The 23,151-nt window shown below is 52.8% G+C and carries 21 protein-coding genes and 3 tRNA genes; 14 read left to right on the top strand and 10 right to left on the bottom strand.

What is annotated here, in order from left to right; translation table 11 throughout:
* From ACI2I2_RS02565 to ACI2I2_RS02525, 9 genes are all read left to right on the top strand, one after another.
* Nucleotides 1–536 (top strand): fimbrial protein (locus ACI2I2_RS02565; RefSeq protein ID WP_404656460.1); only part of this gene is annotated, 536 nt, incomplete at its 5' end.
* Between the two features lie 71 nt (nucleotides 537–607).
* Nucleotides 608–1,231: a response regulator gene (locus tag ACI2I2_RS02560; RefSeq protein ID WP_404656459.1), complete on the top strand. Its 624-nt coding sequence runs from the start codon at nucleotides 608–610 to the stop codon at nucleotides 1,229–1,231.
* A gap of 4 nt (nucleotides 1,232–1,235) precedes the next feature.
* On the top strand, nucleotides 1,236–4,853 hold the full coding sequence (locus ACI2I2_RS02555) for a transporter substrate-binding domain-containing protein (RefSeq protein ID WP_404656458.1): 3,618 nt from the start codon (nucleotides 1,236–1,238) through the stop codon (nucleotides 4,851–4,853).
* 127 nt (nucleotides 4,854–4,980) lie between these two features.
* Nucleotides 4,981–5,748, top strand: a complete 768-nt coding sequence (locus ACI2I2_RS02550; protein WP_404656457.1) for a basic amino acid ABC transporter substrate-binding protein — start codon at nucleotides 4,981–4,983, stop codon at nucleotides 5,746–5,748.
* Nucleotides 5,749–5,817: 69 nt separating this feature from the next.
* Nucleotides 5,818–6,582 carry an amino acid ABC transporter permease gene (locus ACI2I2_RS02545; protein ID WP_404656456.1) on the top strand — a complete coding sequence of 255 codons (765 nt, stop codon included), beginning with the start codon at nucleotides 5,818–5,820 and terminating at the stop codon, nucleotides 6,580–6,582.
* The gene (locus tag ACI2I2_RS02540; RefSeq protein WP_404656486.1) at nucleotides 6,569–7,291 is read left to right on the top strand and encodes an amino acid ABC transporter ATP-binding protein; all 723 of its coding nucleotides are present in this window, start codon (nucleotides 6,569–6,571) and stop codon (nucleotides 7,289–7,291) included. Before ACI2I2_RS02545 ends, ACI2I2_RS02540 begins: the two co-directional genes overlap by 14 nt.
* Before the next feature lie 89 nt (nucleotides 7,292–7,380).
* The gene (gene pgeF / locus ACI2I2_RS02535; RefSeq protein WP_404656455.1) at nucleotides 7,381–8,103 is read left to right on the top strand and encodes a peptidoglycan editing factor PgeF; all 723 of its coding nucleotides are present in this window, start codon (nucleotides 7,381–7,383) and stop codon (nucleotides 8,101–8,103) included.
* A gap of 292 nt (nucleotides 8,104–8,395) precedes the next feature.
* Complete coding sequence (locus ACI2I2_RS02530) at nucleotides 8,396–9,037, top strand: LuxR C-terminal-related transcriptional regulator (protein WP_404656454.1); 642 nt, start codon at nucleotides 8,396–8,398, stop codon at nucleotides 9,035–9,037.
* A gap of 4 nt (nucleotides 9,038–9,041) precedes the next feature.
* Nucleotides 9,042–9,647, top strand: coding sequence for a LuxR C-terminal-related transcriptional regulator (locus ACI2I2_RS02525; RefSeq protein WP_404656453.1), 606 nt, complete (start codon nucleotides 9,042–9,044; stop codon nucleotides 9,645–9,647).
* A gap of 487 nt (nucleotides 9,648–10,134) precedes the next feature.
* Here ACI2I2_RS02525 and ACI2I2_RS02520 read toward each other — a convergent pair.
* The 4 genes from ACI2I2_RS02520 to mdtK all read right to left on the bottom strand — a co-directional run bounded on the left by ACI2I2_RS02520 (nucleotide 10,135) and on the right by mdtK (nucleotide 11,897).
* A tRNA-Val gene (locus ACI2I2_RS02520) sits at nucleotides 10,135–10,211 on the bottom strand.
* Nucleotides 10,212–10,229: 18 nt separating this feature from the next.
* Nucleotides 10,230–10,306: transfer RNA gene (locus tag ACI2I2_RS02515), tRNA-Val, on the bottom strand.
* A 2-nt stretch (nucleotides 10,307–10,308) separates the two neighbouring features.
* Nucleotides 10,309–10,385 (bottom strand) — tRNA-Val (locus ACI2I2_RS02510).
* A 138-nt stretch (nucleotides 10,386–10,523) separates the two neighbouring features.
* Nucleotides 10,524–11,897 (bottom strand): MdtK family multidrug efflux MATE transporter, encoded by a 1,374-nt coding sequence (gene mdtK, locus ACI2I2_RS02505; protein ID WP_404656452.1) that lies wholly within the window; start codon nucleotides 11,895–11,897, stop codon nucleotides 10,524–10,526.
* A 237-nt stretch (nucleotides 11,898–12,134) separates the two neighbouring features.
* Between mdtK and ACI2I2_RS02500 the strand changes: the two genes are divergently transcribed.
* Nucleotides 12,135–12,776: a riboflavin synthase subunit alpha gene (locus ACI2I2_RS02500; RefSeq protein ID WP_404656451.1), complete on the top strand. Its 642-nt coding sequence runs from the start codon at nucleotides 12,135–12,137 to the stop codon at nucleotides 12,774–12,776.
* A 209-nt stretch (nucleotides 12,777–12,985) separates the two neighbouring features.
* The gene (gene glgS, locus ACI2I2_RS02495; protein WP_330982627.1) at nucleotides 12,986–13,195 is read left to right on the top strand and encodes a cell surface composition regulator GlgS; all 210 of its coding nucleotides are present in this window, start codon (nucleotides 12,986–12,988) and stop codon (nucleotides 13,193–13,195) included.
* A gap of 46 nt (nucleotides 13,196–13,241) precedes the next feature.
* Here the strand turns inward: glgS and ACI2I2_RS02490 are convergent, their stop codons facing one another.
* The 5 genes from ACI2I2_RS02490 to punC form a co-directional block, all read right to left on the bottom strand.
* Nucleotides 13,242–14,570 carry a PTS sugar transporter subunit IIC gene (locus ACI2I2_RS02490; protein WP_404656450.1) on the bottom strand — a complete coding sequence of 443 codons (1,329 nt, stop codon included), beginning with the start codon at nucleotides 14,568–14,570 and terminating at the stop codon, nucleotides 13,242–13,244.
* A gap of 1 nt (nucleotide 14,571) precedes the next feature.
* Nucleotides 14,572–15,960 carry a glycoside hydrolase family 1 protein gene (locus ACI2I2_RS02485; protein WP_404656449.1) on the bottom strand — a complete coding sequence of 463 codons (1,389 nt, stop codon included), beginning with the start codon at nucleotides 15,958–15,960 and terminating at the stop codon, nucleotides 14,572–14,574.
* A gap of 9 nt (nucleotides 15,961–15,969) precedes the next feature.
* A complete protein-coding gene (locus tag ACI2I2_RS02480) occupies nucleotides 15,970–16,284 on the bottom strand; it encodes a PTS sugar transporter subunit IIB (RefSeq protein ID WP_404656448.1) in 315 nt (104 codons plus the stop codon).
* A gap of 287 nt (nucleotides 16,285–16,571) precedes the next feature.
* Nucleotides 16,572–17,720 carry a cyclopropane fatty acyl phospholipid synthase gene (cfa, locus tag ACI2I2_RS02475; RefSeq protein ID WP_404656447.1) on the bottom strand — a complete coding sequence of 383 codons (1,149 nt, stop codon included), beginning with the start codon at nucleotides 17,718–17,720 and terminating at the stop codon, nucleotides 16,572–16,574.
* Between the two features lie 299 nt (nucleotides 17,721–18,019).
* A complete protein-coding gene (gene punC, locus ACI2I2_RS02470) occupies nucleotides 18,020–19,210 on the bottom strand; it encodes a purine nucleoside transporter PunC (RefSeq protein ID WP_404656485.1) in 1,191 nt (396 codons plus the stop codon).
* 113 nt (nucleotides 19,211–19,323) lie between these two features.
* On the opposite strand from punC, the gene punR reads away from it, so the two are divergent.
* Entirely contained in the window at nucleotides 19,324–20,235 is a 912-nt protein-coding gene (gene punR / locus ACI2I2_RS02465; RefSeq protein ID WP_404656446.1) for a DNA-binding transcriptional activator PunR, read from the top strand.
* Between the two features lie 171 nt (nucleotides 20,236–20,406).
* Here the strand turns inward: punR and purR are convergent, their stop codons facing one another.
* Nucleotides 20,407–21,432 carry an HTH-type transcriptional repressor PurR gene (purR, locus tag ACI2I2_RS02460; protein ID WP_404656445.1) on the bottom strand — a complete coding sequence of 342 codons (1,026 nt, stop codon included), beginning with the start codon at nucleotides 21,430–21,432 and terminating at the stop codon, nucleotides 20,407–20,409.
* A gap of 293 nt (nucleotides 21,433–21,725) precedes the next feature.
* Here purR and ACI2I2_RS02455 point away from each other — a divergent pair, with 293 nt between their 5' ends.
* Both ACI2I2_RS02455 and ACI2I2_RS02450 read left to right on the top strand, forming a co-directional pair.
* A complete protein-coding gene (locus tag ACI2I2_RS02455) occupies nucleotides 21,726–21,815 on the top strand; it encodes a YnhF family membrane protein (protein WP_330982620.1) in 90 nt (29 codons plus the stop codon).
* Nucleotides 21,816–21,984: 169 nt separating this feature from the next.
* Nucleotides 21,985–23,151: an MFS transporter gene (locus ACI2I2_RS02450; RefSeq protein WP_404656444.1), complete on the top strand. Its 1,167-nt coding sequence runs from the start codon at nucleotides 21,985–21,987 to the stop codon at nucleotides 23,149–23,151.

Here is a 23,151-nt window from a genome sequence, read left to right as displayed (position 1 = left end):
AGCTGGTAAAAATAGCGGCAACCACAGGGTCGGGCCCCATGACCGGAGGCTCAATAGTGAAGGCTCAGGTTGTCGGGGAAAGTGACATCATGAACGTCATTCTGGGCGGCGGAACTGTACGCACCGTGGGCTGTTCAGTGAGTAATACCACCATCAACGTGCCCATGGGCTTAACAAGGAATATCGACTTCAGCGGCCCGGGCAGCACCGGTAACGATAACACCTTTGATATCGCGCTGGATTGTACTGCCGGGACCCGGGTATCGATGCGTCTTGATCCCGGTAGCGCAGGGCTGGCGGATGCCAGCAATGGCGTGCTGAACCTCAACGGAGGGAGCGGAGCGCAAGCGAGCGGTGTGGGCATTCAGGTGCTTTACAACGATGCGCCCGTGCAGTTCGGCACGGCCATGAGTGCGGGTACATCACGTGGTGGTTTTACAGACCTGCTGCTGAAAGCTCGCTACTACCAAACGGGCAGCAAAGTGATGCCAGGACAAGCGGATGCGACCGCAACGTTTACCATGACTTATCAGTAAAAGGTAATTTTCCACGCATCTGCTACATTTTTGGTATCTGACTGAAAACTAAAACGATAGCTGGAGCTTTCATGGCCAATATTGCGATCATTGACGATCACCCCGTAGCCCGACTTGCCATTCGGATGCTGCTTGAAAAAGACGAACACAGCATTGTATTGGAGGCCGATGATGGCCTTCAGGGGCTGAACCTGATTCGAACCCGTCAGCCGGACATGGTGATCGTTGACCTGGATATCCCGACCATGAGCGGCGTGGAAGTGATTGAAAAACTGCGTGCCGCCGGGTTTAGTGGCGGCATTTTGGTGCTGACCGGGCGGGATGACGCCCACTTTCTCAGCCGCTGTCAGCAGATTGGCGCGGATGGCTTCGTCAGCAAACGCAATAACCTGGAAGAGTTGGGCGATGCTGTTAAAGCCATCCTGCGCGGCTATAGCTACTTCCCTCGCAAACGTAGCGACGGTTCGACCTTAAAAACCGACGATCAGGAAACCACCGCACTGACGCAGCTTTCCAGCCGTGAACTGCAGGTGCTGCGCTATCTGGCGCAAGGGCTGCGCCTGGTGGATATCTCCCGGCAGATGCACATCAGCAATAAAACCGTGAGTACCTACCGCAACCGGATTATGGAAAAACTCGACATTAGCGATCTGCCTGCGCTGCTGAATTTTGCGCGCAGGCACCATCTGGACTAACACTGTGAAGTTTCTTCTTTTTTTTATTCTTACTTTTAGCTTGCTGACGACGGGTTATGCCCGCGAGCCGCTGCCGCCAGAAGCACTGCAAATTCGCAGTCAGGAACACTATCACAACAGCAACTTTGCGCTGAGCGATCAGGACTGGCGCTGGTTAGGTGAAAAACGGGTACTGACGATTGGCGTCTGGCGGCCTGAAATTCCGCCGCTCAATCTGTTTACTGAATCCGGGAAATACGAGGGGATCGGCGCGGACTACGTGCTGCTGGTGGCGCAGTACCTTGGGCTGCAAACGAACATTCAGCGTTATAGCACCCGTGACGAAGCCATCAGCGAACTGGAAAACGGCAGCGTGGATATGGTTGTCGACCCGGCTGGTTTTCCGATTTCGAGCCACAGCAACCTGGTGGTCAGCCGCAATTTCGTGACCGATCACCCGGTTCTGGTTCATCGCCAGCAGGCGACAAAAGGCAATTTCGAGTACCAGCCTGGAATGAGGCTGGCGATCTCCAACTGGTACATAGACGACAGTTGGCTGACGACACAATTTCCCGGCGTGCGTATCGTGCGTTTCAACAGTGACACCGAAGCCATGGCCTCGGTGGCGTTTGACGAGAATGATTTCTACGTCGGCAACCTGATTACCGCATCTTATTTGATGACCCGCAATTACAACCACTACCTCGAATTGCAGCATGTGTTTCCCGATCACGATACCGGGAGCCGCTTTATTCTTCGCCGCGATGAAGATGTTTTGCTTCAAGGCGTCGACAAAGCGTTACAGGCTATTCCGCGTGCGCAAAGTGAAGGCATTCTGCACAAATGGAGTGAAGAGGCTGAATTGTGGCGCACCCAGCAAACCGTGGCGTTTACCGAACGCGAACAACGCTGGATTGCGCGAAATCCTGTAGTGCCGGTGGGCGTAAATGCCTTCTACGCACCTTTCACCATGGTCAGCCAGAACGGGTCGTTCTACGGGATCACGGCTGATATTCTGCGCTTAATCAGCCTGCGAACCGGGATAAACTTCAACCCGCAACCGTCGGAATCGGTCGACAGTATGTTCAGCCACATCGGGTCGAAGCAAGTGGCCTTTCTGGGGTCGATGACCTGGAGCGACACTCGTGATAACCAACTGCTCTTCAGTCGCCCGTATTTCACCTCGCCGTTTGTGCTGGTGGTCAAAGCGGGAATCGATCATCCGGTGCGCATCAACCGTTCGATGACCCTGGCGCTGGTAAAAGGCAATGCGCTGATCCCAGAACTGCGCAGCCGCTATCCGGGCATTAATTTGCTATTGGTGGATAACGCCAGCCTGGCGCTGCAAAACGTAAAAGAGGGCACCGCTGACGGTGCGGTGCACACTCTGATTGGCGCGCATTATATGATTGCCCGCTATTTCCAGAATGAATTGAAAATTGCCAATACCCTTGGGGAGCACTCAGCGGAAGTCGGCTTTGCCGTGCGCCGTGATCAGCCTGAACTGCTGAGCATTCTGAACAAGGCCCTGGCGGATATTCCTTCGAACGACGTGTCGCGCATTCTGGCGAAATGGCAAACCCGTCCGGACGTGAAGCTGGACACCTGGGAAATCTATCGCAAGCAGTTTTGGCTGGTGGTGGCGATGGCGGCGGTGGTAGCGGCGACGTTTTTGGGCTGGGTGTGGTTTTTGCGTCGTCAGGTGGCGGGTCGTCGTCGGGCGCAGAACCAGATGCAGACTGAGCTTTTGTTCAGCGACACTTTACTTAACAGCGTGTCGGTGCCTGTTTATGTCGTCAATCAGCGCGGCGAGTTACTGCGCTATAACCCCGCGTGGTCCGCATTCTTCAACGATGAACAGCGTGAAAAGGCTCAGCAGAATATCGGCAATGAAGACAACCCGCTGCACGCCATCTGGCAGCAACTGCAGCCGTTGATGGCGGAAGGCCAACTGCCGCATTCTTCAACCCCACTGGCGGTGAAGATTGACAGCGGTGAATCTGAACGCAGCGTGCTGCACTATGCCGTGCCGTGGGGCGACGAGCAGCAGCCTTTCGCTGGGCTGATTTGCAACTGGATTGATTTGACTCGTCACGAACAGCTGATGCAGGAGCTGTCGGAAGCTCGCGAACGTGCTGAGCAGGCGAACAGAGCGAAGAGCACGTTCCTGGCGACCATGAGCCATGAAATTCGTACGCCAGTGAGCGCCATCATTGGGCTGCTGGAGTTGGCAGTGAAAACCGCCGAAGAGGAGCCGGGAGAAGAAGATCCGATCCGCGTGGCGTGGGAGTCTTCCCGCAGCCTGATGGGCATTATCGGCGATATTCTTGATATGGCGCGCATTGAATCCGGGCGACTGGAACTGTCACCGGAGTGGGTGCGAACCACCGAATTGTTGCCGCCAGTATTGCGTGTATTTGAAGGGTTGGCGCGGCAAAAAGGCTTACGGTTGCGTTGTACTTTGCCGCCAACGCTTCCGGGTGAAGTGTTTATCGACCCACTGCGTTTCCGCCAGATCCTGTCGAATCTTGTCGGCAATGCCATCAAATTTACCGAACAGGGCGGGATTGATATCGCCATGGATATTGCGCCGCGCGACGCCGAAACGGTGGTGTTGCAGATTGCGGTGCAGGACAGCGGTCAGGGCATTGGCGAAGAAGCGCTGGCTACCATCTTTGATCCCTGGGAACAAACCGAAGTAGGGCGCAAGCAGAGCGGGTCCGGGCTGGGATTGGCTATCTGTGCACAGCTTGTCGAAATGATGGGCGGTGATATCTCACTGACCAGTGAAAGTGGCCGGGGAACGACGGTCAGATTCTCCATCCCAGTACAGCAAACTAACAAGCGACCGGAGGCTCGCGTCGCTGAAGTGGCTCCGGCGCTGCTTCCGGACAGGCTTTCGCTGAACATTCTGACAGCAGATGACCATCCGGCGAACCGCATGTTACTTCGTCGCCAGTTGACTCATCTGGGACATCGGGTGACCGAAGCCTGCGATGGTGAAGAGGCTTTTGGGCTCTGGCAAAATGGGGATTTCGACCTGGTGATCACCGATTGCAGCATGCCAGTGATTGACGGGATTGGGCTCACGAAGTTGATTCGTGAGCATCAAAAGCAGCCGGTGGTGATCCTCGGGCTGACGGCAAACACCTGGCCTGAAGAGCGTAACCGCTGCATAGAGGCCGGGATGGACGACTGTTTGTTCAAACCGCTGCAGTTGCCGCAGCTTCAGGGCATGCTTGAGGCAGTCGCCAAAAAACTGGCCTCACAGGGGCTAACGCTACGGCCTTCGCTAGGGGCAATCTTGTCTCTCGATAATTTGCGAGAGTTTACTCAGCACGATGACGAATGGCTCAAAACGTTGCTGCAAACCACGCTGAACGCCAACCGGGAAGACGCGATAAAAGCCCGCGATTGCCTGGAAATCGAAGACTGGCCTGAGCTGGGATCTTGCGTACATCGCTTGCACGGCATGGCGCAGATTATCGGTGCTACAGCCGCAGCGAAAGCCTGCAAAGAGGTCGAAGAACTCTGCCGACAGCAAGCGCCCGATCCCGAATGCATCCGCACAACCTGGCAGGAAACCGAGCATCATCTGAATCAGCTCAACGATGCGATTGCGAGCTGGCTGGAGGCGTCTTGATAAGGTGCCTTCTGCCAGGAGAGAGGGTTGTAGGACATAACCTGCAGTTATAAGGACGATCATTTGTTGCATATGCAGATTAGTTTATGTATTTTTATGCAAATTAAATGCATAAAAAGGTAATGATATGATCAGCAAATGGATGAAAGCCTGTTGTCTGACGGCAGCGTTAGCCGCAAGCGCACAGGCAGCAGCAGAAACGTATGTGGTTGGGGCTGGCGGAACTTATCGCCCGTTCGAGTTCGAAAACAATCAAAAGCAGCTGGAAGGCTTTGATATCGACGTGATTAAGGCTATCGCCAAAGCGGAAAATTTTGATATCAAACTGGTCAACACGCCATGGGAAGGCATTTTTGCGACCCTCAATTCTGGCGATCGCGACATCATCATTTCAGGGATCACCATTACCGACAAACGTAAACAAATGGTCGATTTCTCTGCCCCTTATTTCCCGGCAGAGCAGTCCATTGTGGTGCCGAAAGACTCAAAAGTGACGTCGCTTGATGCGCTGAAAACAGAGAAAGTCGGCGTGGTGAACTCCAGCACCGGCGATATCGTGGTGTCTGATGTGCTGGGCAAAAACAGCACCGCTATCAAGCGTTTCGACAACACGCCGCTGATGTTACAGGAACTGTTTGAAGACGGTGTCAGCGCGGCGGTCGGCGATGTCGGCGTGGTGAAGTACTACATCAAACAACACCCGGAAAAACAGTTCAAACTGGTGCCGGACGCCAAATTTGAACGTCAGTATTTCGGCATTGCAGTGGCAAAAGGCAACACTGAGCTGCTGGGCAAAATCAACGATGGCCTGAAGAAAATCGTCGCTGACGGCACTTACGCCAAAATCTACCAGACCTGGTTTGACGCAGACGTTCCAACGCTGCCTGCACAATAATCACGCTTTTCATTTAACACCACGGCGATCGCCTTTGCGGACGATCGCCGTTTTTTTCAGGGATAAAGTATGACGGGATTCCGTTGGGAAATTATCGAGGAGTACGGCCCGCTGTTTATTGACGGCGCGATAATGACCCTCAAGTGCACCATCATCTGTGTGATCCTCGGCACGCTGTGGGGTCTGACCCTCGGCCTGGGGCGAATGGCCAAAGCTGAACATGGGCCATGGAAATACATCCTGCGCTATCTGGTGCAGTTCCCGGTGCGTTTTTACGTCAGCGCATTCCGTGGCACGCCCCTGTTTGTGCAAATCATGGTGGTTCACTTCGCGCTGGTGCCTTTGTTTATCAACCCGCGCGACGGCCTGCTGGTCACCGGTGGAGTGATGAGCAGTGACTTCGCCCGCGAACTGCGTTCAAACTACGGCGCGTTTCTGTCCTGTATTGTGGCGATCACGCTGAATGCGGGCGCCTACGTTTCGGAGATTTTCCGCGCCGGCATTCAGTCCATCGACAAAGGGCAGATGGAAGCCTCGCGTGCATTGGGGATGCCATGGTGGAAAACCATGCGGAAGGTGATTTTGCCGCAAGCATTTCGCCGCATTCTGCCGCCGCTGGGGAACAACGCGATTGCTATCGTGAAGGATTCTTCCCTGGCCTCAGCCATTGGCCTTGCCGATCTCGCTTACGCCGCGAGAACGGTTTCCGGGGCTTACGCCACCTACTGGGAACCCTACCTGACCATTTCAGTGGTGTACTGGGTTATTACGTTCGTGCTGGCGCAGCTGGTTAACCGTCTGGAAAAGAGGTTTGGCAAAAGTGATTCACATTAAAAATCTGCATAAACGTTTTGGTGAAAGCCATGTCCTGCGCGGGATCGACTGCGATATTCAGCCGCAGGAAGTGGTGTGTGTGATTGGCCCGTCGGGTTCCGGGAAAAGTACGTTTCTGCGCTGTATGAATGCGCTGGAATCGGTGAGCGAAGGGGAAGTGGTGGTCAACGGCTTCCCGGTTCACGATAAGAAAACTGACCTGAATAAGATGCGCGAAAGCGTGGGGATGGTGTTTCAGCGCTTTAACCTGTTCCCGCACATGACGGTGCTGGAAAACTTGCTGATGGCGCCGATGGCGCTGCGCGGCATGTCACGGGCGGAAGCTATCACTTTTGCTGAAGGTCTGCTGGCGAAAGTTGGGCTCAGCGATAAACGCGATGCCTGGCCGTCGAGCCTTTCTGGCGGTCAGCAACAGCGCGTAGCCATCGCTCGGGCGTTGGCGATGCAACCTTCCATCATGCTGTTTGATGAACCCACTTCAGCGCTGGACCCGGAACTGGTGGGCGACGTGCTGGACGTGATGAAAAACCTCGCCAAAGAAGGGATGACGATGGTTATCGTGACCCATGAAATGGGCTTCGCCCGTGAAGTGGCGGATCGGGTGATTTTCATCGACCAGGGCGTGATTCAGGAGCAGGGCACACCAGAACACATTTTCAACACTCCGCAAAACCCTCGTACCGCTTCCTTCCTCAGCAAAGTGCTGTAACGACGCAACACCTGCGGTGTCATCCGGCTTGCCGGAATGGCATCGCTGGTTTACGGTTATAGGCTAAGCCCAAAGACGCAAAGACAATTATGGCCTGGTTTTCCCGTTTACTGACCGACATTCCCGGCATTCGCCACGCTTTCCTGAACGTTCATGAATCTGCAGCTTTTGATCAATCCCGGCTGGTGGATATCAAACAGGTGCATGGCGCTGAGCTTTTGTCCCTGACAGAAATACCTGAACAGCGCCCACATGTGGACGGCGTAATCACGTCGCTTACGGCGCAGCAGATAGGGATTGTGACCGCGGATTGTTTGCCTTTGCTGATGGCTTCCCGCGACGGCAGGGTGATTGCCAGTGTGCATGCCGGATGGCGTGGTACAGCGGCAGGCATTGTACAGCAAACTGTGCAGCAGTTTGCTGCCAGTGGCATTGAGGCGAAAGATATTGTGGTCGCCATAGGGCCGCATATTCGGGCTTGCTGTTACGAGGTCTCTGAAGCGTTTTATCACACTTTGTTGCAGATGCCCGCTCGGGAAATTGTTACCCGCAATCAGCAACGGTTGTTCTTCAGTTTCCCACAGCAGCCAAATGCGCTAAGCGCCAATGCCCGTGAAAACAACAGCTATTGGTTTGATTTACCGACCTTCTGTCTGCTGCAATTGCAGGACTCAGGGATTCATGCTGAAAATGTCGAAGTGCTCGAAAACTGCACGTATTGCACGCCAGAAGAACTGGGCTCGTATCGCCGCCGAACCCATGTTCCGGCAACCAAAACTCAGCAAATTTCCTGGATCATGAAGGATGCTTAAAAAGAAAGGATCCGGGACGTCATATTTAATTAATGAATGGACTTTGGTCCCTGGTGTGCGCTTTTTGAGCGCGAAGGGCTGAAATTTATTCCTCCGCCAGGGCCACTATTGAGTAGGAATATACGGAAGACCGCTGTTGTACGACTTTGGTATATCGTTAATTAAAAAGAATAATCGTTTAATTGTAATAAAAATGTGACTTACAAATCCACTATTGGACCCACTGGCGTATTGTCAATAAGTGTGAATCTACTACTCTGGCGTTGTTAATCATTTTCTGATCATGGACGTTATGGAACAAGGATCTCCCACAGTGCCAGCGCTATTTCTTTTTGAGCCGCGCATGTTGATGCGCACGGCGGTTACCGGTTTATTAACGAAACAACACTCACACATTCAGACATATCAAGTGCTGCCTTCATTACTTGAAGGCCTGCATGCGTCGCGCTCAGACAATAAAACGTTGCTTATTGGCGTGGGTGGTGCGGGGCATGCCTGTTTTGACCTCTTGCGATTAATTCGCCGGATGAAATCACTGAAAGTCAAAACTCTTGTCTGGGTACCCGCAGAATATCCCTGGATGCTGCGTTTATTAAAGTCCCTGCACGTTCACAAGGTGATTGCCGAAGAAGACATTGCCACCGTGCTGCCTGCCTTAGTGACCGAAGTGATGGGTGCTAAACCGCGAGCTGTACGAGCGCCAGCTGGGGTAGCGCGAGCACGTAGCATCACGCAAACGGAACTGGAGATTCTGCTGCAATTTGCATCGGGGCTCTCTTCAAGAAAAATGTCTGAGCAACGTAACTGCAGCTATAAAACGATTTTCTCCTGGAAGCATAATTTATGTGAAGCGTTAGAACTTAAGTCGCATTCGGACTGGCTTCAAGTGCTGTTCGAGCTTTCACAACTTTCATCTCAATATCAGGCAGGGTGATCTTTTGGCCAATTACAACGTATTATCGCTTTCTGCACAGAGCATCTGGGTTCAGGCTATTGGATTTGGCCTGACGCATTTGGCACGAACCAATCCAGGTTGGTCGTATCTTATTCTGTCGAAAGAAGAAGAGGGTATTGTTCCAAACCTCTATATTCTCGATTTGACTGCCAACACAGATATTGATGTGCAAGCGCTTCCGGTCGTCAACTCTCGATTACTGGTTCTGGTGCACGCCTACCAGCGTCGGTTGATAAAAAAACTGCAGCAAGAATCCCGCTGTTCCCTCCTTTGCGTCGATGAACATTTTTTAAATTTCCGTGAGATCATCGAGTCCAGTGCTCGACATAAACGATTCATGAGCCCGTTTATTCGTGAACTACTGATGCAACAACCCGTGCCCGTTGATGAAATAAAACTTACCGAAACGGAAAGTAAAGTCCTGAAATTTATTCGCAACGGGAAAAACGGGGTGGAGATTTCGCAGGCTCTGTTCCGCAGCCAAAAAACCATCAGCAGCCATAAACGAAACATTATGCGCAAGCTGGGCGTTAGCGATGACCTCGGGTTGAAGCAAAAGATCCTGGCGATGGAAGAGAGTGCTCGATAAATGAAGGTGCATGGATGGCGCTGGGGTCCAGAGCACTGTTCCGTTCACTTTATGACTTGCTATCACCTTAACTATCTTTGCACGTGAACGGGTTAAGGGAGCCTCTCGCGGCTCCCTTAACAATCCCTGCGACCCCGCGAATGAAACCGGTGCTTTGCACTAAACCTCCCTGCCAACCAGCTGCCTGCGGCCGGCTCGACTCGACGTCCCTGTCTCATTTCGCCTCAGTCCGCCATCCATGGCGGCCTGACCTTGTCATCTGGTCGTCAGCTCGGCGGTTTCAGCGGGGACCAACACCAGTGCCCACCTCAGCTAATGGAAAAGAGATTTTGATCCTGGTTTTGACCTTGTTAGTGAACGGAACGATCCCACAGATGTTTTATGGATATTAATTTTATGGCGATCTCTCAGTACGAACACCGATCAAGAAATATCAATAGCTTATGCGATGAGCAGAAAGGGAATACAAGAAAGGTAAAACACTGAATGGTGCGTCCGAGTGGACTCGAACCACCGACCCCCACCATGTCAAGGTGGTGCTCTAACCAACTGAGCTACGGACGCACATAAGAAAAGCGATGATGGTGCGTTCAATTGGACTCGAACCAACGACCCCCACCATGTCAAGGTGGTGCTCTAACCAACTGAGCTATGAACGCAATGGTGCGTCCGAGTGGACTCGAACCACCGACCCCCACCATGTCAAGGTGGTGCTCTAACCAACTGAGCTACGGACGCACAACGGGGACGAATATTAGCGGCAGGGAGGGGAAGTGGCAAGAGGCAATTGCCACTTTTCTTTCTGATTTCACGCGATTGCGGAACAACTGCACAAACTGTTGAGAAAGCCGCCACTTAAAAGTAGCGGCTTTGGGGTTAGCGAGCCGCGCGCGCCAGAATGATGGCGGAAGGTTGACGCTGAAGGAAGCGCATACGCAACATCATCAGGATGGCCGCCGAGGTCAGACCGATAATAAAGCCCATCCAGAAGCCTGCAGGGCCCATTCTCGGCACGACAATATCTGTTAACGCCAGAATATAGCCGCTTGGCAGACCCAGCACCCAGTACGCCGTGAAAGTAATAAAGAAGATGGAGCGCGTGTCTTTATAGCCGCGCAGAATGCCGCTGCCGATAACCTGAATGGAATCAGAAATCTGATAAACCGCTGCCAGCAGCATCAGCTGCGAGGCGAGCGTCACCACCTCAGGGTTATCGTTATACAACATAGCAATGTGCGAGCGCAGAGTAACGGTGAAGATAGCGGTCATGACCGCCATACACACACCTACACCAAGCCCTGTCCACGCAGCTGTTTGGGCATCCAGCGTGGAGCCCTGGCCCAGACGGAAGCCTACGCGAATGGTCACCGCAGCGGCCAGTGACATCGGCAGAACGAACATCAGCGAGCTGAAGTTCAGGGCGATCTGGTGCCCGGCAACATCAATAATGCCTAGCGGTGAAACCAGCAGAGCTACGACGGCAAACAGCGTCACTTCAAAGAACAGCGCCAGCGCAATCGGCAAGCCAAGCTGCACCAGGCGTTTCATGATTGCCATATCCGGCAGCACAAATCCTTCGTGCGTGCGGATGTCACGCATGGAGCGTGCGTTCTTCACATAGGACAGCATGGCAATAAACATCACCCAGTAAACCGCGGCGGTTGCTACACCGCAGCCCACACCGCCGAGTTCCGGCATGCCAAAGTGACCATAAATAAAGATGTAGTTAACCGGGATGTTGACCAGCAGGCCGATAAATCCCATCACCATGCCGGGCTTGGTTTTGGCCAGGCCTTCGCATTGGTTACGGCATACCTGGAAGCACAGATAGCCGGGAACGCCCCACAGTAACGCTCGCAGATAACCGACGGCTTTATCAGCCAGTTCAGGGTCGATATTGTGCATGGAGCGAATAATGTATCCGGCGTTCCACAGAACGACCATCACCAATACGGAAACGCTGCTCGCGAGCCAAAAGCCCTGACGAACCTGATGCCCAATGCGGTCACGACGACCGGAACCATTGAGCTGAGCTATAACGGGCGTTAACGCCAAAAGCAGGCCGTGTCCGAACAGAATAGCCGGAAGCCAGATGGACGTGCCAATGGCAACGGCGGCCATATCGGTGGCGCTGTACCCGCCTGCCATGACGGTGTCGACAAAACCCATTGCCGTTTGGGCCACCTGCGCAAGGATGACCGGGATTGCCAGCGCGAGAAGCTGGCGCGCTTCTGAAACGTACTTTTGCACGGGTAGATACCTTTTTATCTTTGTTATTGTGGAAGAGACTAAAAAAGCCGCCGAAACTGGCAGCAAGAAGAAAGAGCAGGGGAATTTTCGAATATATTGTAGCGAGTCATCGCCATTAAGCCAGTCAAAAAATGGCAGGGAGCACTGGCTGACTGGCAACAAGGAAGGGCAACTGATATTGTTTGAGGCATAAAAGGCGGTGCTGATTCCGTCTTCGTAGATACAGGAGTTAATGGCATGTTTACTGGTATCGTTCAGGGCACCGCAAAAATTGTGTCCATCGATGAGAAACCGAATTTTCGCACCCATGTGGTTGAAATGCCGGAGCATATGCTCGACGGCATTGAGACTGGCGCGTCGATTGCCCATAACGGTTGCTGCCTGACGGTGACGGAGATTAATGGCAACCGCATCAGTTTTGATTTAATGAAAGAGACGTTGCGTATTACCAACCTCGATGAGCTCAAAGAAGGCGATGTGGTTAACGTCGAACGCGCCGCACGTTTTAATGACGAAATCGGTGGGCATTTAATGTCCGGTCATATTATGACGACCGCCGAGGTGGCGAAAATTTTGACGTCTGAAAATAACCGTCAAATCTGGTTCAAAGTCCAGGACGCCGCGTTGATGAAATACATCCTCTATAAAGGATTCATCGGCGTCGATGGCATCAGCCTGACGGTGGGCGAAGTGACGCCAACCCGTTTCTGTGTGCATCTGATCCCGGAAACGCTGGAACGCACCACGCTTGGCAAGAAAAAACTCGGTGAGAAAGTGAATATCGAAATTGACCCGCAGACTCAGGCCGTGGTCGATACGGTTGAGCGTGTCATGGCAGCGAAAGAAGCGGCCGCACTGCAGCAGAGCGCAGACCAGTAACAGCGTTTCACAGCGATACATAAAAAGACGGTAGCGTTTAACGCTGCCGTTTTTTTTATGCCTGAAAAAACCATTGATGCGTGGAAATGTGAACCAGACCCGGCTTCATGCAGCAGAAGCGCACGCAGCGCTCAAAAAAAGAGCAACCATAAGTCGATACTGAAAACAGAAGCATATGGCCTTATACGATAAATATTGTCACGGAGGGTATGCTGATGAACCAAAACAATCTCTATGCGCTAAAGAATTTTGATTTTCTGGCCCGCAGTTTCGCTCGAATGCACGCCTTGGGCCAGCCGGTAGATATTCAGAGCGTTACCGGGAATATGAGTGAGGAGCAGCAGGTCTGGTTTCGGAAGCGTTTTGAACACTATCGCATGCAGGCTGAACAGGCCCGTCAATTAGAAGAGTACGCATAATGTCAGGCCGCGGGAAATATCGCCCGCGGCCTGTTTCTTTTGGTTATCAGTTTGATTCAGCCAACTGCTTTGCTTGAGCTTCTTCTTCCTTTTGCTGCTGTTCAGTTTCCAGCATCTTCTTCTCGTACACTTTGAAGAACGGGTAGTAGATAGCCAGCGAAATAAAGAAGCAGACGAACACCAATCCGCAGGCAATCAGGTTCCAGTTGGTGGTTATCAAGGCTCCCAGCGGGGCAGGAATAGTGAAGGGCGGTTTGACCATCATGCGTGGGATCAACCCGGAAATAGTAAAGAGGTACACCACCACCGTGTTGACCATCGGCGCAAGAATGAATGGCACCGCCAGAATGGGGTTCATGACAATCGGCGCGCCAAATATCATTGGCTCGTTAATATTGAACAAACCCGGAATGAAAGACAGCTTGCCGAGCGATTTCAGGTAGATAACTTTCGAGCGAATAAACAACACCACCAGCGCTAAGGTAGAGCCTGTTCCACCCATTTGTGCGTACCACTGGAAGAATTGTTCAGTAAAGATATTGGGCAATTCATAGGCGCTGGTTCCGGCCTGGAACAGCTCCATATTTTGCACAATAGCCTGATCCCACAAGGGGCGAATCAACGGGCCCATCACGGCATGGCCGTGAATACCAAACACCCAGAACAGGTCGATAAAGAACTGAGTGATGATCCCACCAAACAGATTGGTCCCGGTCATAAAGCCTTTCAGCGGCATAATAATGAAGCTGATAATGGCATTAATGTCGATATTGAAAAAATGCCGGGGGATCCAGAAAATCAGTACGACGGCAAGTGTCGGGAACAGGGCCGAGAAAGAACTCGCCACCACTGGTGGAACACCAGCAGGCATCTTGATTTCAATATTGCGGACTTTGATAAAACGGTAGATTTCGATGGCAATCAACGAGGAAATAATCGCCCCGAAAAGCCCCTGCGAGCTTAAAGAGGTAATGGGAATATAGCGGCCAGCAACGGCTTCTCCGGCAACGGTCACGCCCTCTTTGATATTCACCGGCACGATCATCAACAGTGTCGCCAGCATGGCCAGTAACCCGCTGGTGATGTCGTTGAGCTTGTAGCTTTTACCGAGGAACGAGCCAATAGTGAAGGCGGCGTACAGCGACATCAGTCCTACTGTGAAGCGAAACGGCACATCCAGCATGTCTCGCCACGGGGCGATAAAGTCCATATAGCCTTTGATCGGGATATTCAGCAGGATAACGAAAAAAGAGCCGACAATCGTCAGCGGCAGAATGGAAATTAAGCCATTGCGAATGGCCTGCATATGACGTTGATTGCCAATGGCGTTCGCCACCGGCAGCATTTTTTCAGCCAGCTTTTCAAAAAAGGACATATCACGCTTCCCCGAACCCGTTGTTATCAATGACGGAACGGAACCACTGTCCCGATTTTTTCAGCGACCGTTGCTGAGTCGCCAGATCAAGGCGGTAAAATCCATAGCGATTTTTATAGGCGTTCTGCCATGACCAGCAGTCTACGAAAGTCCACATGTGATAACCCAGACAATGACTGCCGTCGGCAATGGCCTGATGCAGATAGCTCAAATGCTCCTGCAGGAAGGCGATGCGATAATCATCCTGTACCTGCCCATCAACCATAAACTGCTCTTCATCCTGAATACCAATACCGTTTTCAGAGACAAACCACGGCACATTGCCGTAGGTGTTTTTCATCACCATGGCGATGTCGTAGAGCGCCTCCGGGTAAATTTCGATGCCCCGTGACGTGTTCATCCGCCGACCGGGCATAATGTACTCTTCAAAAAAACGTTCCGGCACAAAAGGCTGACTGGCATCAAGTGGCGTTTCACGCGCTTTAACGCGGCGAGGGCGGTAGTAATTAATCCCGACTAAATCGACGCGTGTATTAGCGATGAGTTCACAATCGCCAGGCTGAGTTTGCGGAAGCTGGTCAACTTCTTTCAGGATGGTCAGCAGTTCTTCGGGATAGTGGCCCAGCAACATAGGTTCATTAATGCTGCGTGTGTAAAAGAGGTCGGCCATTTTGGCTGCCTGAAGATCTTCTTCGCTGTCGCTGCGCGGGTAGACCGGAATGACATCCATGATGATGCCAATTTTCCCTTGCCGCCCGGATTCTCGCCAGGCTGCAACGGCTTTGCAGTGCGCCAGCACGATGTGGTGCAACACCTGTGCCGCGCGACCGAAGTCACTGACGTAAGGGTAATGACGTGGGTGCAGATAGCCCGCTTCAGCCGGGATCAGCGGTTCATTGAAGGTGAACCAATAACGCACTCTGTCCCCGAACAGTTCGTAGCACAGGCGGGCATAGCGGGCAAAGGCATCCACCACTTCGCGATTCTCAAAGCCACCTTTTTGCTGCAGGGCCATGGGCATATCGAAGTGATAAAGATTGATAAACGGTTCAATACCCTGAGCTTGCAACTCATCGATAACTGCGTTGTAGAACGCCACCGCCTGAGGATTCACCTCGCCATCGCCGTCAGGGATCAGGCGTGACCAGGAAATCGAGGTACGAAAAGAGTTCAGGCCAATCTCTTTGGCGCGCTGAATATCTTCTTTGTAGTGCGTATAAAATGTAGAGGCTTCACTGCACCCGACGCCGCCATGGAAGCGTTCCGTGAAATGTTCTGAGGCATAGTCCCAGATATTTTCGCCTTTACCGTCGCCGGCCACGCGGCCTTCCGATTGCGTCGCGCTGGTTGCCGTGCCCCACCAAAAATCTTCAGGAAAGCGGTATTTCATGGCTTGCCCTTATTGTGGTTGCGGTAAAAGCGAAAGTGCCTGTTGCAGGACTTTGTCACCCTGCATGGAGCCGTATTGCATCATGTCGATAGCCGCAACCGGCACGCCATAAGGCTCGGCGGCCTGGGTCAAACTTTGCAGCTGAAACTTCACTTGTGGGCCGAGCAGAATGACATCGGCTTCAGTGACAATCTGTGAGAAGTCAGAGACAGGCACCGCCGTAATTTCCGCTTCAATATTCTGGCTTTTGGCGGCGGCCTTCATACGTTCAACCAGCATGCTGGTGGACATGCCTGCAGCACAACATAAATAGATTTTTTTCATCGTATCCCTCGTCGTTTCAGCTCTGTCTATCCGCAAAATTGCTTAAGAACATTCTGGGTAGGTGCGAAAAAAGCGGCAAGAGAGGGTCAACACAGTTCTGCTATTTAGCGCTGATACTTTTGGTGGGTTAAATGAATGGAATGAATAAATAGGCTTTAAAAACAGAAGGGTGTGAATGGTACTTTCAGCCGCTGTCGCGATTTTTAGTGGTGAATTTCAGAGTGGATGTCAAAAAAAGCCCCCGGCAGAGCCGAGGGCATGGTAGCTGATAAGTGGGCAGTAAAACGTTAACGGGCGACGCGTAATCCGCCGTCAGCACCGCGAGAGAACACCACTTGCCAGAGCTGAATGTCACGGGCGCGGAAGGCGCCAGCACAGGCATTCAGGTAATACGAGAACATTCTTTTGAAACGTTCTGAATAGTTCTCTGCAATTTCCGGCCAGCTTTCCTGAAAACGACTGTGCCAGGCCATCAGCGTGGTGTCGTAATCCGCCCCAAAGTTGTGCCAGTCTTCCATAATGAAATGGGGCTCGCTGGCATTGGCAATCTGGCGTACGGAAGGCAGGCAGCCGTTCGGGAAGATGTATTTGTTGATCCACGGGTCGACGTTATTATCCGTCCTTTTCGACCCGATGGTGTGCAGCAGAAACAGGCCATCTGGCTTCAGATTTCTGTCGACGACCTCGAAATACGTCGCGTAGTTTTTGGGCCCAACGTGTTCGAACATGCCGACGGAAACAATACGGTCGAATTGGTCCTGCAAATCCCGATAGTCCTGCAACAGAATTTGCACGTCCAGCCCTTCACAGCGTGCCTGAGCCAGCTTTTGCTGCTCGGCGGAAATAGTGACTCCCACCACGCTGACACCGTAGTTTTGCGCCATGTAATACGCCAGCCCGCCCCAGCCACAGCCGATATCCAGCACGCGCATACCCGGCTGCAAGTGCAGTTTCTGGCAAATCAACTCCAGTTTGGCTTGCTGCGCCTGCTCAAGGTTTTCTGCTTCTTTCCAGTAACCGCAGGAGTACTGCATAAATGGATCGAGCATGCGGCTGAACAGGTCATTACCAAGGTCGTAATGTTCTTTGCCAACTATCCAGGCGCGTTTTTTACTTTGCAGATTAAACAGACGAGCGCCGGCAATTCTCAGCGTGTCCTTAAGATGGTGGGGGAGCTGGCTTTCCAGTCCCGCGCGCAGGACCTTTTGAAAAAAAACATCGAGGCGTTCGCACTCCCACCAGCCATCCATATAGCTTTCACCTAATCCCAGCGAGCCTTCCTGCAACACGCGTTTAAAAAAATGAGGATTATTGATTCGGATGTCTGAAGGGGCGGAGCCATTAATACCAATCCCTGCACGGCTAAGTAACTCGCTGCAAATGCGGGTCCAGTCGTCATCAGGAACGCTAACTTCTTCTATACACGATGTACTCATAGCTTCTCCATCACGCGGCTTGTGATCAGAACCTTAAAACAGCGTAGACGCTTTTTGGGTTATGTGAGAACTCTCACGGAAGTTCCGTGAGCCTGCTATCCGACGTAGAACAGAGGAAGGGAGATATCCCTTGCCGAAAGGTCGTCCATGATGAAACGAAAGCATTCCTTGCCTCCGTTAATCGCTAATATTTATCGTAATTATGTGATGCAGAAACAGTATAGGCCGCAGAAATGAGTGATTCAATAAAAAATTGTTAGCGGCCTAATTACATGATTTTTACATAGTTGCCTCGGACACTATGCGTGAGACTGTTGTGCGGAGCCTGTTTCGTCACGTTGCGCGACGTACTGCATCCTGTAACCCCAACCGGCTAATACCACGGTGGCGAGCATCACGCTGGTGGTGGTCAGCAGAGGCGTCGCAATCAGCGTAGAGACCACCAGGCTTGCAAGGAAGCACAGGCCAAGCTGTAACGTGTTTTGCAGCGCGGCCGCACGACCCGTCGCCTGTGGGAAAGGACGAAGCGCCTGAGCGACAACAATTGGATAGATAGCCCCGTTTGCCATTGCCATCATGCAGAAGGGAATGAGCAGAGTGGTCAACGAAGTATCAGTGGCAAGGCCAACGGCGAAGGTGGCCGCAACGCTAATCGCAAAGGCGATCAGCAGCCACGGCAGCATTTGCTGTCCCTGCCATTTCTGCAACGCGGCGCGACAGCCGTAACCGCCAATCAGGAAAGCGATAGTCTGGGGCACATAGCTCAGGCCAATCACTGTTGGGCCATAGCCCATGGCATTCAGAATGAACGGGGAACCGGTCAGCCAGGCAAAGAAGCTTGCTGAGCAGGCCGCGTAGATCAGCACGTTGCCACGATAGTCACGTGAACGCAGCAAAGTCATGAACGTCAACGCTTGTTCTTCTTTGTGCTCTTGCTTGACGGGTTTTTTCAGGCGCAAAGCAGGCAGCATTAACAGTAACGTGATACCAAACAGCGTGGCGAAAATGGCCTGCCATTCAAAATGGTGCAGGATCCAGCTGCCAAGCAACGGCGCCAGGGCAGGGGAAAGTCCAACCAGCGGCATAATGGTGGCGAAAATGCGGTTAGTACGCTGTGCAGGATAGTAGTCCGTCACCATCGCTTGCCAGGTCACCGCTGCGGCGCACACACCCACCGCCTGGATGAAACGCAGCACAAGCAGCCACGTGGCATCACGAACCCAAAGCATGCCAATACAACCTACGGCGAAAATCGCGAGGCCAATCAGCAGAATGGGTTTACGCCCGTAACGATCGGACAGCGGCCCCCACAATAATTGTGCGAAAGCAAAACCGGCGAGGAACAGGCTCAGGCTGGCGCTGACGGCCGCAGCCGGTGTTTGTAAATCATTCTGAATCGCGGCGAAGGCGGGCAGGTACATGTCGGTTGCCAGAAAACCCAGCACGCTTAAGCCTGCCAGCCAGCACAAAAACCCAATTCCTGGTTGCATAGTCATTCTCTTTCTCGTTGCAGGTGGTAATGGCAGCAGAGTGTAGGGAGTGCAACTTCGCTTGTGAAACGCTAATATTTGTCGGGTGGATTCAAAAATTTTGCAGGCAGATTATGTGGTCCGAATACTCTCTTGAAGTGGTGGATGCCGTCGCACGCAATGGCAGCTTCAGCGCAGCAGCGCAGGAACTGCATCGCGTGCCTTCTGCGGTCAGTTATACCGTGCGTCAGCTGGAAGAATGGCTGGCGGTGCCGCTGTTTGAACGCCGTCATCGCGACGTAGAATTAACGCCAGCCGGGGTCTGGTTTCTGAAAGAAGGGCGCTCTGTTATCAAAAAAATGCAGATCACTCGCCAGCAGTGCCAGCAAATTGCTAACGGCTGGCGCGGTAATCTGGCGATTGCTGTCGATAATATTGTCAGGCCTGAACGAACCCGACAGCTGATTGTCGATTTTTATCGCCACTTTCAGGATGTGGAGCTTTGTGTCTTTCAGGAAGTGTTCAACGGTGTGTGGGATGCGCTTTCCGATGGCCGCGTGGAGCTGGCCATTGGTGCAACTCAGGCTATTCCTGTCGGCGGACGTTATGCGTTCCGCGATATGGGGATGCTAAACTGGAACTGCGTGGTGTCCAGCCGCCACCCTTTGGCGCAGATGAAAGGGCCGCTGAGCGACGATGTGTTGCGCAACTGGCCTTCGTTAGTGCGCGAAGACACTTCTCGGTCACTGCCAAAACGCATCACCTGGCTGCTGGATAACCAGAAACGGATTGTGGTGCCAGACTGGGAATCCTCAGCAACGTGTCTTTCTGCAGGCTTATGCGTTGGGATGGTGCCGGGGCATTTTGCTCGCCCGTGGATTGACAGCGGCGAGTGGGTGGCACTTGAACTGGAAAACCCGTTTCCGGATGCAGCTTGCTGCCTGACCTGGCAACAAAATGATATGTCACCGGCGTTAACCTGGCTGCTGGAGTATCTGGGCGACAGTGAAACGTTGAATAAGGAATGGTTGCAGGAGCCGGCATAACCGGCTCCTGAGTCCGATCACAAATCGCTAACGAGTAAAGCGTTGTTATCCAAAAAAACAAGGAAAATCAATTTATTGATTTTCGGCTGCTCACCACGAAGAAGGAAAAACCACGCTTTTTCCTTCTTTGTCAGCAACTTGAGGAGCCGGCATAACCGGCTCCTTATCGTTTTAACGGCGGTAGTCGCGGAACGGACCGTCGGCGACAGAACGGCGCTCGATCAGACGAGGATGCACCTCAATTGACTGCGACTCTTCACGCTTGTTGACGATGCGGTCCAGCAGCATGTCAAACGCCGCTTCACCCAGTGAATCTTTAGGCTGGTGGATGGTGGTCAGCGCAGGGGTAAAGAAGCGCGCGTTGCGCACGTTATCGTAGCCAATCACGGAAATGTCCTGCGGAACGCGCAAGCCCATTTCATCGGCGGCGCACAGTGCGCCCATCGCCATGATATCGCCACCGCAGAAGACGGCAGTAGGGCGAGGCTGTTGCGCAAGGATTTGCTGCATGGCGCGATAGCCTGATTCAGGCTCGAAATCACCCTGCACAATCCAGCTTTCCGGGATCTTAACCTGCGCTTCTTCCATGGCTTTCATGAAGCCGGCCAGGCGACCCGCGCCGGTATTGCGCTCCATTGGGCCTGGGATCACGCCAATATCACGGTGACCGCGTTCAATCAGATAACGACCGGCCAGGTAGCCACCCTGGAAAGCGTTATCGTTAACGGAGTCAGTGAAGTCCGCTTTTGATTCGCCCCAGTCCATCACCACCATCGGAATATGTCGATATTCTTCAAGCATATCGAGCACGGATTGCGGGTATTCAGAGCACATCACCAGCAGGCCATCGACACGTTTTTGCGCCATCATCGACAGATAGGCACGCTGTTTTTCCAGGTTGTTCCAGGCATTACCCAAAATCAGGGTGTAGCCTTTTTCGAAGCAGTTTTTCTCAACGGCTTCGATAATTTCCGCAAAATAGGCGGCTTCGCTGCTGGTTGCCAGCAGACCAATGGTTTTGGTGTGGTTCACTTTCAGGCTGCGAGCCACGGCGCTTGGGGAATAGTGCAGCTCTTTAATGGCCGCCCACACCGCGTTGCGAGTCTCTTCCGCAACGAAACGCGTCTTGTTAATTACATGTGATACAGTTGTAGTGGAAACGTTTGCGCGCTTCGCTACATCTTTAATTGTTGCCATTCGCTCTCACTCCAGACCCTTTCCTTACGCCTGATTATCGACACGAAAACGTTTGCCTTTACACACCCTGAGTGCAATTCATTTCAATTGCGGTACGCCGGGAAACAACACAGGACGACGGGAGGGGGTCAATGGCTGCTACGCTTTTAAATTAGCGTGGAATTTTGTCTGATTCTGAGGCAAAGGGAAAGAGAAAAATCGTTATGGGCCCAAAACCTGGAAGATTTTTACGCATAATTGTGCAAAAATGAGCAAGCTCACTTTTGTTGTGGGGATTAAAAGGAGAAAAATTGATGAGTACCGACCTGAAGCTCTCGTTGATGACGACCGTTTTTGCCCTGGGTGTGATCATCATTGGCGCACTGACTGCAGTCCTGCACTGATTTACGCGGAGGAAGCCCACGCTTCCTCCGTGACCCCTTCCTTAGATTGTTATCATTTTCGCAAAAATCTTTTGCCATTTCGTTCACTTTTGTTTTTTTGTGATTGATGTCATGCTTTTGACTTCTGCTGTCGCGCCATCACTTCAGGATGGCTTACCGGAGTCACAACATGAAACTCAACTTTCCCCTGCTGGCACTGGCAATTGGGGCTTTTGGTATCGGCACCACGGAATTCTCTCCGATGGGGCTGCTGCCGGTGATTGCTAAAGGGGTCGACGTCTCCATTCCTGTCGCGGGGATGCTGATCAGCGCGTATGCCATTGGCGTGATGGTTGGGGCACCGTTGATGACGTTGCTGTTGTCACATCGTGCTCGCCGTAATGCACTGATCTTCCTGATGGCGATTTTTACCCTCGGCAATGTGCTCTCGACCATCGCGCCTGATTACACCACGCTGTTACTTTCTCGCATCATTACCAGCCTGAACCATGGCGCTTTCTTTGGCCTTGGGTCGGTGGTGGCCGCAAGCGTGGTGCCGAAACATAAACAGGCCAGCGCGGTCGCAACCATGTTTATGGGCCTGACGATTGCCAATATCGGCGGTGTGCCTGCTGCCACCTGGCTGGGTGAAACCATTGGCTGGCGCATGTCATTCCTTGCCACGGCGGGGCTGGGCGTGGTGGCGATGGCGAGCCTGTGGTTCTCCTTACCGAAAGGCAGCAGCGGTGAACGTCCTGACGTGAAGCAGGAACTCTCCGTGTTGGTCCGCCCTCAGGTGCTGACCGCACTGTTGACCACGGTGCTGGGCGCTGGCGCAATGTTCACGCTGTATACCTATATTTCCCCGGTGCTGCACACCATTACTCACGCATCCCCGTTGTTCGTGACGGCGATGCTGGTGTTGATTGGCGTAGGCTTTTCCATCGGTAACTACCTTGGCGGTAAATTTGCTGACCGTTCCGTCACCGCGACGCTGAAAGGTTTCCTGCTGCTGTTGATTGCTGTCATGGTCGCGATACCATGGCTTGCGCAAAGTGAAGTGGGCGCAGCTGTCAGCATGGTGGTTTGGGGCGCGGCAACTTTTGCGGTGGTACCACCGTTGCAGATGCGAGTTATGCGTGTTGCGCACGAAGCACCAGGGCTTTCTTCCTCCGTCAACATCGGGGCGTTCAACCTGGGAAATGCGTTAGGCGCGGCAGCGGGCGGCGCAGTCATCTCTGGTGGGTTGGGCTACAGCTTTGTCCCTGTGATGGGGGCGATTATCGCCGGGTTGGCATTAATGGTGGTGTTGTTTAGTGGCCGTCGCCAGCCAGAAGAAGTGCACGTCAGTCTTTGA

Origin of the sequence: Scandinavium sp. NPDC088450, assembly GCF_044900545.1 — a bacterium.
In the GTDB taxonomy this organism is placed as follows: domain Bacteria; phylum Pseudomonadota; class Gammaproteobacteria; order Enterobacterales; family Enterobacteriaceae; genus Scandinavium.
The sequence above is the reverse complement of the archived record's forward strand: the minus strand, read 5'-3'. Positions and strand labels throughout refer to the sequence as shown.